The sequence below is a fragment of the Cobetia sp. PS-4MA genome (genome assembly GCF_057670765.1).
In genome coordinates, this window is sequence record NZ_CM173107.1 from 3213924 (window position 1) to 3230435 (window position 16512).

13 protein-coding genes are annotated in these 16512 nt (G+C 65.3%); 5 read left to right on the top strand and 8 right to left on the bottom strand.

From position 1 onward, the window contains the following. Positions 1 to 242 precede the first annotated feature (242 nt). A complete protein-coding gene (cra, locus tag AC26AR_RS13625) occupies positions 243 to 1235 on the top strand; it encodes a catabolite repressor/activator (RefSeq protein WP_077378370.1) in 993 nt (330 codons plus the stop codon). Positions 1236 to 1273: 38 nt separating this feature from the next. Here cra and AC26AR_RS13630 read toward each other — a convergent pair whose 3' ends face one another. Together AC26AR_RS13630 and AC26AR_RS13635 are read right to left on the bottom strand one after the other, a co-directional pair. Continuing rightward, positions 1274 to 3652, bottom strand: coding sequence for an ATP-binding protein (locus tag AC26AR_RS13630; RefSeq protein WP_488107207.1), 2379 nt, complete (start codon positions 3650 to 3652; stop codon positions 1274 to 1276). A gap of 237 nt (positions 3653 to 3889) precedes the next feature. Then, positions 3890 to 4561, bottom strand: a complete 672-nt coding sequence (locus AC26AR_RS13635) for a putative pterin-binding protein (protein WP_488107208.1) — start codon at positions 4559 to 4561, stop codon at positions 3890 to 3892. Positions 4562 to 4882: 321 nt separating this feature from the next. On the opposite strand from AC26AR_RS13635, the gene AC26AR_RS13640 reads away from it, so the two are divergent. Together AC26AR_RS13640 and AC26AR_RS13645 are read left to right on the top strand one after the other, a co-directional pair. Then, positions 4883 to 6910, top strand: a complete 2028-nt coding sequence (locus AC26AR_RS13640) for a metallophosphoesterase family protein (protein ID WP_488107209.1) — start codon at positions 4883 to 4885, stop codon at positions 6908 to 6910. After that, complete coding sequence (locus AC26AR_RS13645) at positions 6894 to 7868, top strand: histone deacetylase family protein (RefSeq protein WP_488107210.1); 975 nt, start codon at positions 6894 to 6896, stop codon at positions 7866 to 7868. The genes AC26AR_RS13640 and AC26AR_RS13645 overlap by 17 nt, the downstream gene beginning before the upstream one ends. Positions 7869 to 7942: 74 nt before the next feature. On the opposite strand, the gene AC26AR_RS13650 is transcribed toward AC26AR_RS13645, so the two are convergent. The 4 genes from AC26AR_RS13650 to modA all read right to left on the bottom strand — a co-directional run bounded on the left by AC26AR_RS13650 (position 7943) and on the right by modA (position 11811). Further along, positions 7943 to 8758 carry an MOSC domain-containing protein gene (locus AC26AR_RS13650; protein ID WP_258038322.1) on the bottom strand — a complete coding sequence of 272 codons (816 nt, stop codon included), beginning with the start codon at positions 8756 to 8758 and terminating at the stop codon, positions 7943 to 7945. A gap of 90 nt (positions 8759 to 8848) precedes the next feature. Then, the gene (modC, locus tag AC26AR_RS13655; protein WP_141392302.1) at positions 8849 to 10021 is read right to left on the bottom strand and encodes a molybdenum ABC transporter ATP-binding protein; all 1173 of its coding nucleotides are present in this window, start codon (positions 10019 to 10021) and stop codon (positions 8849 to 8851) included. After that, complete coding sequence (gene modB / locus AC26AR_RS13660) at positions 10014 to 10706, bottom strand: molybdate ABC transporter permease subunit (protein WP_077378349.1); 693 nt, start codon at positions 10704 to 10706, stop codon at positions 10014 to 10016. The genes modC and modB overlap by 8 nt, the downstream gene beginning before the upstream one ends. Positions 10707 to 10908: 202 nt before the next feature. Further along, positions 10909 to 11811 carry a molybdate ABC transporter substrate-binding protein gene (gene modA / locus AC26AR_RS13665; protein WP_341542629.1) on the bottom strand — a complete coding sequence of 301 codons (903 nt, stop codon included), beginning with the start codon at positions 11809 to 11811 and terminating at the stop codon, positions 10909 to 10911. A 354-nt stretch (positions 11812 to 12165) separates the two neighbouring features. Between modA and AC26AR_RS13670 the strand changes: the two genes are divergently transcribed. Continuing rightward, complete coding sequence (locus tag AC26AR_RS13670; RefSeq protein WP_077378346.1) at positions 12166 to 13083, top strand: LysR family transcriptional regulator; 918 nt, start codon at positions 12166 to 12168, stop codon at positions 13081 to 13083. Positions 13084 to 13111: 28 nt separating this feature from the next. Here AC26AR_RS13670 and AC26AR_RS13675 read toward each other — a convergent pair whose 3' ends face one another. After that, positions 13112 to 13801, bottom strand: a complete 690-nt coding sequence (locus AC26AR_RS13675) for a glutathione S-transferase C-terminal domain-containing protein (protein WP_084207923.1) — start codon at positions 13799 to 13801, stop codon at positions 13112 to 13114. Between the two features lie 92 nt (positions 13802 to 13893). Then, positions 13894 to 14613, bottom strand: a complete 720-nt coding sequence (locus tag AC26AR_RS13680; RefSeq protein ID WP_077378486.1) for a glutathione S-transferase N-terminal domain-containing protein — start codon at positions 14611 to 14613, stop codon at positions 13894 to 13896. 338 nt (positions 14614 to 14951) lie between these two features. Between AC26AR_RS13680 and AC26AR_RS13685 the strand changes: the two genes are divergently transcribed. Then, positions 14952 to 16511, top strand: a complete 1560-nt coding sequence (locus AC26AR_RS13685) for a carbon-nitrogen hydrolase family protein (protein WP_077378340.1) — start codon at positions 14952 to 14954, stop codon at positions 16509 to 16511. The last annotated feature ends 1 nt before the right edge of the window (position 16512 follow it).

Here is a 16512-nt window from a genome sequence, read left to right on the forward strand (position 1 = left end):
GTGTCACCTCAATGGATTCATGCTGGCCGTTTTCTTGCGCGTGATCAAGTGAATGCCATGCAGATGAGCGGTTTTCCTGACTAGACATTGGGCGTAGAGCCGCCTGTGGTGCGGGGTTGCGAGGGGTCGGTCGAGGGATACCGTCATCAGTGAGGATTTGCACCTCAGGCCACAAGTGAGCATCATTCCTCGCACATGGAGCTCGCAGGTCCCGTTCTCCCTCTTCCAGCAAGGACAGTGGCATGACCCTGGCAGAAATCGCGCGTCTTGCAGGCGTTTCACGTACCACCGCCAGTTATGTGGTCAATGGGCAGGCACAGGCACGACGTATCAGCCCACAGACGGTCGAGCGCGTGATGGCGGTGGTGCAACGCCATCACTACCGGATCGATGCCCAGGCAGCCGCCCTGCGCCGTGGGGAAAGCCGGACACTGGGGTTCATGCTGCCCGATCTGGAGAACGCCAGTTACGCACGCCTCGCCAAGCTGCTGGAACGCGGTGCCCGCGAGCGCGACTATCAGCTGTTCATCGTCTGCTCCGACGACATCCCCGACACGGAGCGCGAACTGGCCCGCATGCTCAAGGCTCGCAGGGTCGATGCCTTGATCACCGCCAGCTGTCTGGCACCGGATGATCCCTTCTACCGCGAACTGACGCTGGATGGCTTCCCGGTGATCGGGGTGGACCGCGCACTGGACACGCGCCACTTCGCCAGCGTGGTCAGCAACAATGCCGATGCCGCCAGCCAGCTGACCCGTGCGGTGCTTGAGCATTCACCACGAGACCTGCTGTGGCTGGATGCCTTGCCGGAACTCGAGATATCGCGGGAACGTGCCCAGGGCATGCGCTCGGCGCTCGAGACCCATCAGAGCCAGACGCCGCTTGAGGCGACGACACTGCACGCCGCCCGCTATGAGCGCGCCGCCGGTGCCGAGGCACTGCGCGGATACCTCGCGCACTCGCCCATGCCGGAGGCGATCGTGACCGCCTCCTACACCTTGATGGATGGCGTGCTGGACGTGCTGTTCTCGAAGGGCCCGCCTGTCAACGCCCCCAGGGCGATGGCCAGCTTCGGCGATGATCGCCTGCTCGACTTCCTGCCGCTGCCGATCCATTCGCTGCCCCAGTGCCACCAGCGCATCGCGGATACCACCCTCACCCTGGCGCTCGCCGCCATCCAGAGCGATATCACGCCGGGCCTGACCCTGGTGGAACGCGAGTTGCGTCGCCGCTAGACGCCTCATGCGCCGTCGGGCCCGACCCCGCGACCGGTTCAGCTATCCTGCCCGCCTGCCGTGGCACGATGCTCACGTATTTCCGCCAGCAGCGCATCCACGGCGGCCTCGATACGTCCCTGGGGTGCCTGCCGGGCGAGGTGCTGTTCAAGCAGCTCCGCGGCATCGCTCAGCAGGTCATGCTCCAGCGCTGCGGCACTGCCCTTGAGCAGATGCGCCTCATGGGTGAGCTGCGCCAGATCCCCTTGCGCCAGCGCACGCGTCAGACGTTGATGCTGCTCCGTCAGCTGAGCATCGAAGGCCTTCTCGAGCTCGGCGATGCTGGCGATGTCCAGCTCATCGCGCAAGCTGGAGGGGGATGGGCTCGCCAGATGACGGGCTTGCGGTGCCGGCCCTGGGCGGCCTGGCGTCTCGGCGCATGCTGCCGGCGATGCTTTCCCTTGAGCATCACGCTGAGCCTCACCCCCGGCGTCGCCGCGAAGGCGGGGCCCCGGCTCGCCCCCCCAGTCCGGTTCCGCCTCATTCTGATGCCAGCCAGCCAGGCCTCCGTCCCGCAGCTGCCAGCGCGCCAGCATGGTGGCGACCTGGTGACGGCGCATCGGCTTGGAGAGGAAGTCATTCATGCCGGCCGCGAGACAGCGCGCCCGTTCACCGGCCTCCACATTGGCGGTCATCGCCACGATCAAGCTGGCGGTGCGTCCGTCGCGCCGCTCCAGAGCCCTCAAGCCTCGCGCCACGGCGAAGCCATCCATCCGCGGCATGCGCAGATCCAGCAACACCAGCACGATATCGTCGTTTTCCGTACACCAGTCCAGCGCCGCCTGACCGCTCTCGACCACCGTCACCGCATAGCCGAGACTGCACAGCATGGCGCGCGCCACTTCACGATTGATGTGGTTGTCATCCACCACCAGCACCTTCTCTCCACGGCTGAGCGGCAGAGGCGCGTGGGAGTCGGTCTTCGGCTGGCTCATGGGGGCGAGCGGCAACGGCAACTCGCACCAGAAACAGGCGCCTTCGCCCTCGCGGGAGTTCATGCCCAGACGCCCCCCCATCAGCTCCACCAGGCGGCGCGCGATGGCCAGTCCCAGTCCGGTGCCGCCAAAGCGCCGCGCGATCGAGGCATCCCCCTGGGTGAAGGGCTCGAACAGGCGCTTGGCCTGCATCTCGCTGATGCCGATACCGGTGTCATTGACCTCGAAACGGACTCGCCCCGCCGGCAGCGGATGCACCATCAGGGTGATCCTGCCGTGCCGGGTGAACTTGAAGGCGTTCGACAACAGGTTGAGCAGCACCTGACGCAGGCGAACGGAGTCTCCCATGACCCAGCGTGGCAGCTGGGCCGAGCGGTGATCAACGAAGGCCACACGGGTACTGTCCAGTTGCGGCAGCAACAGATCGATGACGCCATCGACGGCCTGCTGGAGATCGAAGGGTCGCCGCTCGACGGTCAACTTGCCGGCCTCGATCTTCGAGAAGTCCAGCACGTCATCCACCAGCCCCATCAACACCTCCCCGCTGTCACGCAGGCTGGTGGCATACCGGTGCGCGCTGTTGTCCAGCGGCTCGGCCAGCAGCAGCTCGCTCATGCCGATGACACCGTTGAGCGGCGTGCGAATCTCATGACTCATGGTGGCGAGGAATTCGGACTTGGCACGGCTGGCCTGCTCGGCGCGTTCGGCTTCATGCTTGAGGGCCGTGGACAGGCTCAGCAGCTGCTGGCGGGCCTGCTCCCGCGCACGCGCCTGCAGCCAGACCTGGCGACTGACCAGCAGGGTCGTCAGTACCATCAGCCCGAGCAGCAACAGCATCCAATGCACGAGTCGATCGCGCTGCTGGCGTTCCTGGGTGGACTCCTCGGCAAGCTGGGCTCTCACCCGCAGCAGCAACGTCTGGGTGACGTCACTGATCTCGTCGCTCAGCGTCTGCAGCCTCGCGACAGAGGCGGCGTCCGGCAACTCTCTGCCCTCACGCCACTTTGCCTCCTTCCGCCACTCCCCCTCTTCCCGCCATACGCCCAATCGGATGTCGAGGTAGTCGATCTGGCTCATCACCTCATCGGCCAGCATGGGCACCGAGGCCAGGCTCATCAGATGATGACGGAAGTCGCCGCGCCGGAAGATGAAGGTCCGGCTGTAGAGCAGCTCGAAATCCTCCAGCACCTCCTGCCAGGCCGCACCACGCTTCACGCCCTGCGCCTGAGCATAGCGCGCGAGGGAATTGGTGAGGGTGATGGCCTCGCGGTCCAGCTGATAGACCGTCCAGACGGCATCATCGCGAGTGCGATTCTCGAGCTTTACCTGGTTGTGGAGGATGACACCGCCCACTCCCACGGCCGCCAGCAGCAAGGCGATGATGATGGCCATACCGACCCACAGCGGCCAGCGTGTCCGTGGCGCCTGGGCCAGAGCATGCATGGCGTGCGAGTCTGCCTCGCCGCCCGGCACCTCATCCCGTGATGCAGGGGAGCCCGCCACCGACGAGGGGAAGACGGCTCACCATCATGTGGGTTGCCGGGCGTGGACGAGGGAGACGAGAAGATCCGATTCAAGCGCGAGCCAGAGGGTACCTGAGGAAGGGGGTCCCCGGGACGAGGATGCCCGGGACGACGGCGCCCGGAGGCGACTTGACGACATCCGTCATCGCAGCCTTGGTCATCGCAGCACCAGCCCGTTGACCTGCCAGACGCTACGGAAGCGAATCTCTTCCGTCATCAGTTCCGGATGGGCATCGAAGGGATAGAGGATGAACAAGGGACCGAAATCCCGTACCGGCATCGGCTCGCCATCGCGGCGCGTCGCCAGCAACACCTCGTATCGCGCGATATCCGACATCGGGATATCGGCGGAAAAGTCATTGATGGCCTTCACGCTCACCGTCGAGACATCCTGCCCCACCCGCTGGATCAGCTCGCGCAGCAAGGGCCCGCTGAAGCGGACGACTCCCTGGGTCCATGGCGTGTGGGTGGCATTCACGCGCGAGGGCAGCGCCTCCAGCATCGGCATGTCAAAGCGAGCCAATGGCGACGCCTCACTGCCGGCATTGCCACACGTCACCACGCCGCTGATGGTCAGCACGACCTTGCCCTTGGGCGCCGGCAGGCATTCGTTGGCCTTGAGCGGGTGAGACTCCCTTGCAGGGGGCACTGACGCGTGCGCCGCCAAGGCAGACGGGGCAAGGCCTGCCGCCAACAGAGCAAGGCACAGCAAGGAGACCCGCCGCGCCCCACGCCATGCGCGAATCGCCACGGCTGTCTTCCCGGTCTTGTCAGGCGCCACCAGAGTGCTTTCTGCCTCTGTCCAGATGGCCTTGAAGCGGCCTGCCATGCACTCTTTCATCCTGCTGTCCCATGCTATCCTGCCAACGCCACGTCCGCAGAGAGCCACAACTCTACGTCAGCCACCCTGTGCTTTGCGAGCCTGCGACAAGGCGTGCCTGACGACTCGGCTGCCTTTGAAGGCCTGCATCCGGCCCCGCTCTGAACGCTCGGCGTCGCGTCGTGTCGCCTGACCGGGGACCCACACCATGCTGCCGGCCGCGATCTGCAGCGCTGCCCATTTTCACCCGTCGAGTCCGTTTCGTTCATGACTGATTGCCCAGCGTCCCCCGAGTCTTCCCTTCTCCTGCCACGCGTTCTCGCGGGTCCGATGCTCAGGCGCGTCACGCCAGACAGCATCGTACTGTGGCTGGTGACCTCGCGCCCTCAACAGGCCCGCGTGTGGCTACTGCCGGAAGACGAGAGCCGCCCACCGCTCGCGGGGCTCCCAGACACACCACCTGCCCGACTGACGGAGCATCTGGCCATCCCTCTGGGCACCCATGCCTGGCTGATGTTGCTGGAGGCCCATGCCGAGTCTCCCCTGCCCGCCGATTGCGCCATCGCCTACGAGCTGGCACTGAGCGAGCGCGAGGACACCGCTGACAGTAGCGCCGCGCCGCAGGACGGCGACTGGCATGGCATCGCCGAGTGGGGCCCAGAGATCTGCTACCCCGGCGAGCCTCTGCCACGTTTCCGTCTGCCGGCGAAGCTGACCCGCATCGCGCATGGCAGCTGCCGCAAGCCGCATCACGGCCTGAGTGACAAGGAGGCCGAACGCGTCTGTGCCAACGCCAGTGACAGTGCTCCTGAAGGCCCGGCCGGCGATGGTCTGGTCGCACTGGATCACTGGCTGAGAGAGCGGCGCACCACACCGCTGGAATGGCCGGAAGTGATGCTGTTCACGGGCGATCAGATCTACGCCGATGACGTCGCCGGCCCCATGCTGGGGGCCATCGATCAGGTGATCGAGCGCCTGGGACTGCCGGAAGAGACCTTGCTGGGCGCCGAGGTCTCCGACAGCCGCGAACTGCGCCAGCACCCGTCGCACCTCTATCATCGCCCGCAGCTGCTGCCGGACATGCCAGCCAATGAGGGACTGGCCGCCAGTTTCTTCGGCGCCAAGCGCAAGCCCATCTTCACCTCCACCGGGGCTGACAATCACCTGATCGGCCTGTCGGAAGTCGTCGCGATGTACCTGCTGGTGTGGTCCGACGTGCCGTGGGCGGCCCTCGGGGTCGAACTGGAAGACCCGTCAGCGCTCGAAGGCCACGACGAGGCCACCCGCGAGCGCCATGCCCGCGAGGCACGCCATCTGGCACGTTTCCGCGCCGGGCTCGGTCAGGTGCGCCGCCTGCTGGCCAACGTCTCCAGCCTGATGATCTTCGATGACCACGACGTCACCGATGACTGGAATCTGAGTGCCGCCTGGGAAAAAGCCGCCTACGGCAATCCCTTCTCGCGGCGCATCATCGGCAATGCGCTGACCGGCTACCTGCTGTGTCAGGGCGCGGGCAACGCACCTCGGGCGCTCGGTGAGCTGCTGGAGCAGGCCAGCGAGCTGTTCACCGATGCGCATGCCGACACCGAGACCGCGCCGGAGGGCCATTTCGACGTCGAGCGTCAGGAGGCGTTGATCGCCCGGCTCGAGCGCTGCGAGCGCTGGGACTATCAGCTCGAGACCACGCCGGCCCTGATCGTGGCGGACACCCGCACTCGCCGCTGGCGCAGTGAGCGCAAGCTGTCGCACCCTTCGGGTCTGATGGACTGGGAGGCGCTATGTGAACTCCAGCAACGTCTGGTGGAGCAGCGCGCGGTGGTACTGGTGTCTCCGGCTCCCGTGTTCGGGGTCAAGCTGATCGAGACGATCCAGAAGCTGTTCACCTTCGCCGGCAAGCCGCTGATGGTGGACGCCGAGAACTGGATGGCCCACCAGGGCGCCGCCAGCGTGATGCTCAACATCTTCCGCCATTCGCGCACGCCGCAGCATTTCGTGATTCTGTCCGGCGATGTGCACTACTCCTTCGCCTACGATGTGCGCCTCAGGCACCGCCGCTCCAGCCCGCACATCTGGCAGATCACCAGCAGCGGCATCCGCAACCGCTTCCCGGTGGGATTGCTTGACGTGCTGGATCGCCTCAATCGCTGGCTGTACGCCCCACGCTCACCGCTCAACCTGCTGACACGGCGTCGCAACATGCGCATCACGCCACGTCGTCACGATGCCGCAAGTCACGGCGAACGCCTGCTGAATGCCTGCGGTATCGGACTGGTGGATCTCGATGCAAAGGGCCGCCCCATCGCCATTCGTCAGCTGACCACCGAGGGCCGGGAGGTGCACTTTGTCCCACGTCGCTGAGGCTGCCTGCCCGCCACTGGCGCTGATCCATCACCCCGGCTATCGCATCGCGCTGCCCGAGAAGCATCCGTTCCCGATGGACAAGTTCAGCGTGCTCAAACGGCTGCTGGACCGCCAGTTGGCCGACTGCGCCTGGGCCGTCGAGTGGGTGATGCCCCAGCCCGCCGAGGAGGAAGACCTGCTCAGCGTGCACACCCGCCGCTACGTGCATGAATTTCTCAGTGGCACCTTGAGTCATCAGGCCCAGCGTCGCAGCGGTTTCGTGTGGAGCGAGGCCCTGCGCGAGCGCAGCGTGCTGGCGGTGGGCGGCACGCTGACCACCGTGCGCGAAGCCCTCACGCGCGGCCTGGCCTGCAATACCGCCGGGGGTACCCATCACGCCCATCCCGAGGCGGCCAGCGGATATTGTCTGCTCAACGACATCGGCGTGGCGGCGCATCAGGCACTGGAAGATGGCGTGACGCGGGTGCTGATCGTCGATCTCGACGTCCATCAGGGCGATGGCACCGCGTTGATCTTCGCCGACGAGCCACGGGTCTTCACGCTCTCGCTGCATGCCGAGAGCAACTTTCCGGCCCGCAAGCAGAAGAGTGATCTGGACGTACCCCTGCCGAAAGGCATGGGCGATGAGGACTATCTGGCGGTGCTGGAGCGCACGCTGGAGGCGGTGCTGACGCGGGTGCAGCCGGAACTCGTGATCTTCGATGCCGGGGTCGACCCGCACGCCGCCGACAGGCTCGGCCATCTCGAACTGAGCGACCGCGGCCTCTACCGGCGCGAGCGGCATGTCATCCAGCGCTGTCGCGCGGCAGGCGCGGCCGTGGCCTGCGTGATCGGCGGCGGCTATGACCGTGATATCGAGGCGCTGGCGTGGCGACACAGTCAGCTGCACCGTGCAGCGCTGGATGTCTGGCGTGAGGCACATGGTCAGCCTGCCCTGTTCGGGCCGCCGGACTGAGCCTTGCCAACCGCCCCCTGAACGCAGACGCCCGCCATCGAAGGTGGCGGGCGTCTGCGTTCAGCCGCGAGGCGTCACTTGAAGGCCGTGACCTCGACAGGATCACCGACCCGCAGCGGCTGGTGGCGCGTCGGGTCCACCGCCACCAGGTTGTAGCCGAAGTGCACCTGGCCATCCTCGAAACGACGCACCCGCGCCAGTGTCGTCAGCGGCTCCCTGTCACCACGCTTCTCGCCGGTGGCCGGGTCGACATTGACCATCGCGCAGCGCGTGCAGGATGACACCAGGCGGAAACGTACCTCGCCGATCATCACCTCCTGCCAACCATCCTCGGCCCAGGCCTCGGCACCGCTGATCACGAGATTCGGCCGGAACTGGTTCATGCCGTGATCCGCCGTCGGCGTCTCGCGATTGAGCGCTTCCAGCGAGGCCTCGTTGGCCAGCAGCAGCGGGAAGCCGTCCGCGGCACTCACGCGCTGTCGGATGATTTCGCGATAGCGCTCGGAGCGCTCGCCCAGCCAGCACAGCCGCACCGGCATGCCGAGCTGCTCGCTCAACCAGGCATCCGCCTCGTCACTGACGCTCAGGGCGCTGAACTGGTCTGCCCACACCTGGATGTCGAGACGCTCGGCCTCATCACGGGTCGCGAAGCTCACCTCACCGCAGGCCGGGCGGTCCAGCTGCCACAGCCGCCAGTGGCCCGGCGACTGCTCGCGCAGTGCCAGACGCTGCATCTGCGGATGCGTGCGTGCGGTGACGAACTTGCCGCGTGCCGCGACCACCACGAAACGGCGGTCCTGCGTCAGGCCTTCCTCGCCGACAGTCGTGCTCTCAAGTGCCTCGGCGGCGCCTGACTTCAAGGGGTAGCGCCACAGGTGGGTCAGCTGCATCAGGGTCTTCCTTGTCGATGGATACCGAGCGAGGCACATTACCAGAATGCCAGGCCCGAGGGGGCTCAGGGGAGCGGGATCGCGGGAGACTCAGGGAGACGTCGTCTCGCTGGTGCCGGCCGCCTCATCCTGCTGCGCGACCTCGTCTCCGACATCGAGACTGATCACGTCCGGGCCGGAGAGCGCGACGCTCGAGATCAATGCCTTGACGCCGAGGCCGACCTTGAGCCCCAGCTCCTCGCAGGCCAGCCGGTCCACGCGCGCTCTGAGCCGCTGGCCGGCGATGCCCAGCACCAGTTCCGCACTGGCGTGGCCGCGCTCGCTCTCGATCTCGTGAATCACGGCGGGCAGCGTATTGCGCAGGCTGGTATTCAGCGGGGTTTCCAGCGCGATGCTGACATCACGGGCACGCAGTCGCAGGCGTACCCGACGCCCGACCGGCATCGCCAGGCGCGCCAGCTTGAGACTCAATCCCGCCCCGAGCCCCAGACGGGTCAGCTGATGCGCCTCATCGTGCGAGAGCACCTCGGCACTGAGCAGTGAGCCGGCTTCGAAACGCCCGGTCTGCGGGGCCAGATCAAGACGAGACAACATGTCGCCGATCTCGCCGCTGGCGGTGATGCGCCCGTTGTCGACCAGCGCGAGGCGGTCCGCGACGGCGAACAGCTCCCGGGTATCGTGACTGACGAACAGGATCGGAATCTCGATCTCGCGAGCCAGACGGCTGATGTAGTGCAGGAGTTCCTGCTTGCGGGCGCCATCAAGGCCGGTCAACGGCTCATCCAGCAACAACATGCGTGGGCGTGACAGCAGGGCGCGTCCGATGGCGACACGCCGCGCCTCGCCACCCGACAGCTGACCCGGCATGCGCGTCAGCAGGTCCTCGATGCCCAGCAGCGCGACGATCTCGTGCAGGTGGTCACGGTTGCGCTGGCGTTGAGCACGCGTCAGCGCCAGCGGCATGCCGTAGCAGAGATTGCCGCGCACGCTGTAGTGCGGAAACAGACGAGGCTCCTGGAAGACCACGCCCAGATTGCGCCGATGGGCAGGCACCCAGTGATCATGCTCGCCGCCGATCAGACACTCGCCCGTGAGACGCAGATGACCATGATCCGGGCGGTCGAGCCCTGCGATCATGCGCAGGATGCTGGTCTTGCCGCTGCCGGAACGTCCGAACAGCGCCGTGACCCCGCGTGCCGGCACCTTGAGTTCGGCATCGAGATGGAAGGCGCCCAGCGTGCGGCAAAGGTGGAAATCAAGCATCACGCCCCTCCATCCGGAGTCGGGCCCTGCGCGCCAGCCATTCGGAAGACAACAGCGAGAGCATCGCGATCACCACCGCGATCAGACACAGACGCGCGGCCGCGCCCTCCTCGCCCGGCGTCTGGATCAGGGTATAGAGCGCCAGGGGCAAGGTACGGGTCTCGCCGGGAATGTTGGCCGCAAAGGTGATGGTGGCGCCGAATTCCGACAGCGCGCGCGCGAAGGCCAGCATGCCGCCGGTCAGAATACCGGGCAGCGCCAGCGGCATCGTCACCGTGAACAGCACCCGCAGCGGGTTGGCCCCCAGGGTACGAGCAGCGGCCTCCAGCCCCGGGTCAATGGCCTCCAGCGACAGGCGCATGGCACGCACCATCAGCGGGAAGGCCATGACCGCTGCCGCGACGGCGGCGCCCTGCCAGGTGAAGGGCAGCACGATATCGATCTTCGCCAGCCACTGACCGATGACGCCGTTGCGTCCGAAGGTGACCAGCAGCAGATAGCCGACCACCACCGGTGGCAGCACCAGCGGCAGATGCAACAGCCCATCCACCAGCGCCTTGCCACGAAACTCGCGTCGCGCCAGCCACCAGGCCGCGGCGAAGCCGGGAATCAGACTGAAGCCGACGGCCACGCAGGCGACCTTGAGACTCAGGCTCAGGGCTTCCCATTCCAGTGCGCTCAGCATGCACTCTCCTCGAACAAGATCAGGTGGCGCAGGGCAGCGCGATCACGAGACGACTCGCGCCCATGGCATCGCCATGGCCCGCTCGATGATTCGCTCTGCCAGCCACGTCATTGCCGCAATGATGCCACGGAAAACCTCCAGTGTAGCGGCCCGCGTGCCTCCGGGACATGCCGGCCAGCGCGCCAGCCCAGCCGGGGCGCTCTCACTGGCTGTCAGCGGTGGCGGGTGCGGTCTGGGTCCCAAGGGTGGTGAACCCGAAGCGATGGAAGATGGCCCCTGCCTCATTGCTGGACAGCCAGTGGGCAAAGGTTTCCGCTGCCTCGTCGGGCGCATCCCCGCCCCGCGTGATCAAGGCGGCAGGATAGTGGATGGGATCGTGGCTGCTCTCGGGCAGCAGGCCGATCTGATGGACGCGATGACTGACGGAGGCATCCGTCGAGTAGACGATGCCCAGTGGGGCTTCACCGTGCTCGACCAGCGCCAGCGCCGCACGCACATCCTCGGCACTGGCCAGATGCGAGCGCAGTGCCTGCCACTGACCCAGCGATTCCAGCGATTGACGTGCATAGATGCCCGCCGGCACGTGATCCGGGTCCCCCACCGCCAGCCGGGAGGCGTCGCCCGTCGCGGCCAGTCGCTTGGCCACGTCCGTCACGTCCCGGGCATTGCTGACGCCGGCATCCAGAGAACTTGCCCCGGCGGCTACCAGCGCCAGACGATTGCCCAGCAGATCATGACGCCCTGTCACCACCACGCCGGGCTGCTGCTCGAGCCAGTCCATCCAGCGCTCGTTGGCCGACAGATACAGCTGGGCTGGAGCACCATTGGCCAGCTGACGCGCCAGGGTCGAGGACGAGGCGTAGACCGGCAGGATATCCACGTTGGCGAGGCGCTCGTAGCGGGCCTCGATGGCATCCATCGCATCATGCAGCGAGGCGGCGGCCATGACGCGAATCCGGGTGGGTTCGTCGGCCTGCACCGGTGCCGCCAGCAGCGCCACCAGCGTCATCAGCAGTGTTGAGCGGGCCGTCAGAGAGGTGCGTCTCAGGCAGGCGGATTCCTGGCATGAGCGAAAGTGAGCGCGCAAGCGCGTGGCGAGTGACATCACGAGGTCCTTTGTCAGGCCGCGAAAGGGCCTTGGAAGAGTGAAACGCAGTGACAGCGCGTGCCGCTGCTGCATGCCATGATGCCGCGCCCACCCGCCACATGCATCCCGCTCGGGCGCGGATGGGCGTCAACGAGCTGGAATCGTGAGCCCCATTATCTGAACGCGCCCGCCAGCAGAGAACGCGAATCACTTTCATGCATGCCACTCCCCCCGCCAAATCGGCTACAATGCTGGCCAAATCGGCAACTCGCCACTGGCCCTTGCGCCAGATCCGCGGCGCGCTCTGCCTCCACGCTCTCTTTCATGCCATCGGCTGCCCGAGTGGCAGACAGTCTCAGGTGCCACCAATCCATGCCTCCCGTACTTGACGAATTTCAGGGCCTCAGTGCCTTCGATGCCATCATGCGCCATGGCAACCTGGGCGCCGGCGCCGAACACCTCGGTATCTCCAAGTCCACGCTCAGCCGTCGGATCAGTCATCTCGAGTATCAGCTTGGTCAGCCGCTGCTGCATCGCCAGGCCAACCGCCTGATTCCCACCGAGGCCGGCACGCTGTTCCATCAGTATTGCCAGCAGATGCTGTCGCTGGGCGAGCGCTCGCAGATGGCACTGGACGAGCTGCGCGAGGAGGTGAGCGGTGATCTCAGCATCAGCGTCCACCCGCATTTCCTGCGCGGCTGGTTCAATCGTCTGCTCACCGAGTTCATCGAGGAGTATCCGGGCATTCGCCTGACGCTGACTTCAAACCTGCAGCCTCCGACACGTGAGGATGATCAGGTCATGCTGTGGCTGTGGGAAGGTCCGACCCGTGACAGCGGCCTGCGTGACGAGGTGCTGGGCCACCAGCGTCAGCATCTGTATGCCCACCCGGACTATCTGCGTCAGCATGGCCATCCGCAGCATCCCGGCGAGCTTGCCTCCCACGACTGGGTCAACCTGATCGACCGCCATCATCCCGATCTGGTGCTCCACCATCCGGAACAGGGCGAGTACCGAGTGAGCCTGCCGCCCTCGCGCTTCACGGTCGACAATGTCGTGGTACATGCCGACCACATCGCGCATGGCGCCGGTATCGGCCTGCTGCCGGACCACCACGTGCGCACCCGCTCCGTGGCACATCCCGGCCAGTTCGAGGCCTGCCTGCCCGAGTGGCAAGGGCCCTCGATTCCGGTCAGCCTGCACTATCCCTTCGGGCACCCGCCGCGCAAGCTGGGCGCGCTGCTGGATCGTATCCGGCGCCATGTGCCCAAGGACTGGGGGCAGCCCTAGCCCCGCAGGCCTCACGTACCAGCGCGACTCAGCGGCCCTGGCCAAACAGGTGGCGACGCGCCTCTTCATCCATCGCCACATTGGCCGCCGGATTGATGTCGTCGATGCGCGCCATCGCCCGCCTGACGCCATCACGCTCGGCCATGCGAGTGCGGTAGGCAGCCACCGCCGGGAAGCGGGCCAGATCGATCTCCTGCTTCTCGGCCTTCAGCCACGGCCAGATGGCCATGTCGGCGATGCTCAACTCGTCCCCCGCCACGAAGTCACGCCCCGCAAGCTGGCGCTCCAGAACGCCGTAGAGGCGCTCGCCTTCCTTGTGATAGCGCTCGATGGCGTACTCCACCGGTTCTGGCGCGTAGTGCGTGAAGTGGTGCACCTGACCGAGCATCGGCCCCAGGCCGCCCATCTGCCAATGCAGCCACTGCAGCACATCATTGCGTGGGCGCGTCTCGCGCGGCAGGAACTGGCCGGTCTTGTCGGCCAGATATTCCAGAATCGCGCCGGATTCGAACACGGAAATCGGCTCGCCACCATCGGCCGGCGCATGATCGACGATCGCCGGCATGCGATTGTTGGGCGAGATGGCCAGAAACGCTGGCGCGAACTGCTCGCCCTTGCTGATGTTCACCGGAATGAGTCGGTACTCGAGGCCGGCCTCTTCCAGAAAGATCGTGATCTTGTGGCCGTTGGGCGTGGTCCAGTAATACAGGTCAATCATCGTGAGCACCTTTTCGAGGGCAAGACGACATGGCCCGAACGCCTGGAAGCGTTCGAGCCATCAGGAAGCGCATCGCTGACGCGATCGAGGGATTACTGCGGGATCTCGCTGGCACGCGGCGACTTGCGTGCCATGCCGTCATGGAGATCCATCATGCGCTCGCGCCACTGCACCAGCGGATCAGCGGGGTCTTCCGTCTCGCCGAAGGGCGAGGTGTCGGAGACGATGTGGGCCCAGATGAAGAAGCCGAAGATCAGGTAATCCGCCGCCGCCGGTGACTCGCCATCCATGAAGGGCTGATTGCCCAACAGGCCACGCAACGGCTTGAAGGCGCTGTCGAGAATGCCACGGGCGATCTCGACATCGTGGAACTCCTCGAACGACATGCCGAAGCGGGCTTCTCGGGCGCTCTGGAAGTATTCGCGGTCATCCGGGTGAATGGCCTGCACCAGATCCAGCGCCACCAGGCGGAAGAAACCGACGGCCATGACCTGCTCGGCATAGACCTTGACGAAATTCAGGCGCGCCCTTGCCAGTGCATCGCCGATCAGCGGGCCATGGCCTGCATCCGGATAATGCTCGTCCAGGTGCTGGAAGATGTCGTAGCTGTCCATCGACACGCCGAAATCATCCTTGAGTACCGGCACCGTGGTGGAATCGCAGAAGTCGATCGGGCTCTTGTCGGTGAACAGCATGGGAACGAGTTCCGCCTCGATGCCCTTGTGGGCCAGGGCCAGCCGCGCGCGCCAGCAGAACGGCGAGAAACGCAGACGGTCATCACGGCCTCGCAATTCATAGAGTACTGGGGTCATGCAGGTATCCTCCGGTGTCATTCAAGCTCAAGATGTTCGGCATGACGTCGCCGTGGGCGTCTTGCCCATGGCAATGTTTTGGACGTTGTGCCGCGCAAATGCAAGCAAAATGAGCATTCGTTCAATATCCCGCTGATACGCCGCTCGCCGTGCTTCCACCCGCTCACCCTTGCAGTGGCGCGAGGTTGGACCCATTGAGGAGGGATTCGCGACACGCGCCGGTCATTGACCAAAGGATATTGATGACACTCGGCCTCGACAGCGCGAATAATGGATCCACGCTGTCGCACCCGCCGCGTCTCGCCCTGCTCTCATCACTCATTTCCCAAGGAGTCTCGATGTCCGTCGAAGACCTGCACCTTAACCTGCGCAACCTGCAGGAATCCGACTACCCCCAGCTGAAACGCCTGATGGACGGCATCTACGACGACATCGGCGGCGCCTGGCCGGAACACACCATCAATCGCCTGGTCGCGGAATTCCCCGATGGTCAGATCGTGATCGAGGACGGCGAGATGCTGGTCGGGGTCGCGCTGACGGCGCTGGTGGATTACGACGCCTTCTCGAACCCGCACAAGTACGATGATCTGATCGGCCAGCGCGAAGTCATCCTCAACAACCCCGAGGGAGATGCGCTCTATGGCCTGGATGTCCTGATCGACCCCAACTACCGGGGCTATCGTCTCGGCCGCCGCCTGTATGAAGCGCGCAAGGAACTGTGTCGCTCCATGAATCTGCGCTCGATTCTGGCCGGTGGGCGCATTCCCCAGTATCACGAGTATGCCGCGGAGCTGTCCGCGACCGACTACATCGACAAGGTCGAGCGACGCGAGATCTACGACCCCATCCTGTCCTTCCAGCTGGCCAATGGATTTCTGGTCAAGCGCCTGATGCGCCAGTATCTGCCGGAAGACGAGAGCTCACAGGGCTATGCCACCTTGCTCGAGTGGAACAACATCCTCTTCGAGCCGGTCGAGCGTGTGCTGGAAAGCCGCAAGACGATGATTCGCGTCGGCGCCGTCCAATGGCAGATGCGCAAGTTCGATTGTGTCGAATCCGTGCTGCAGCAGGTGGAATATTACGTCGATGCCCTCTCGGACTATCAGAGCGACTTCGCCGTCTTCCCGGAGCTGTTCAATACGCCGCTGATCGGCCTGCTGGAAGACCAGAGTGACCCGGTGCGCTGCATCCGCTTCCTTGCCGGCTTCACCGAGCGCTTCAAGCAGGAAATCTCGCGCATGGCGGTGGCCTACAACATCAACATCGTGGCCGGGTCCATGGTGGAGGTCGGTGATGACAACGAGCTCTACAACGTCACCTATCTCTGTCACCGCGATGGCGAGATCGACCGTCAGGCCAAGCTGCACATCACGCCTCAGGAGCGCCGTGACTGGATCATCAAGGGCGGCGACGAGCTGGCCGTGTTCGAGACCGATGCCGGCCGCATCGGCATGCTGATCTGCTACGACGTGGAATTCCCGGAGCTGTCACGTCTGCTGGCCGACCAGGACATGGACATCCTGATGGTGCCGTTCTGGACCGACACCAAGAACAGCTACCTGCGCGTCCGCCACTGCGCCCAAGCGCGCGCCATCGAGAACGAGTGCTATGTGGTGGTCTGCGGCAGTGTCGGCAATCTGCCGTCCATCGAGAGTCTGGACATCCAGTACGCCCAGTCAGCGGTATTCTCGCCCTCTGACTTCTCCTTCCCGCATGATGCGGTGATGGCCGAGACGACCCCGAACACCGAGATGATCATGTTCTCGGATCTCGATCTGGAACGTCTCAAGGTCGTGCGCAGCGAAGGCTCGGTGACCAACCTCAAGGACCGTCGCAAGGACCTCTTCGACCTGCGCCTGCGCGACTGGTCCTGGAAGTCCGGCAGTCGTCAGGACTGAC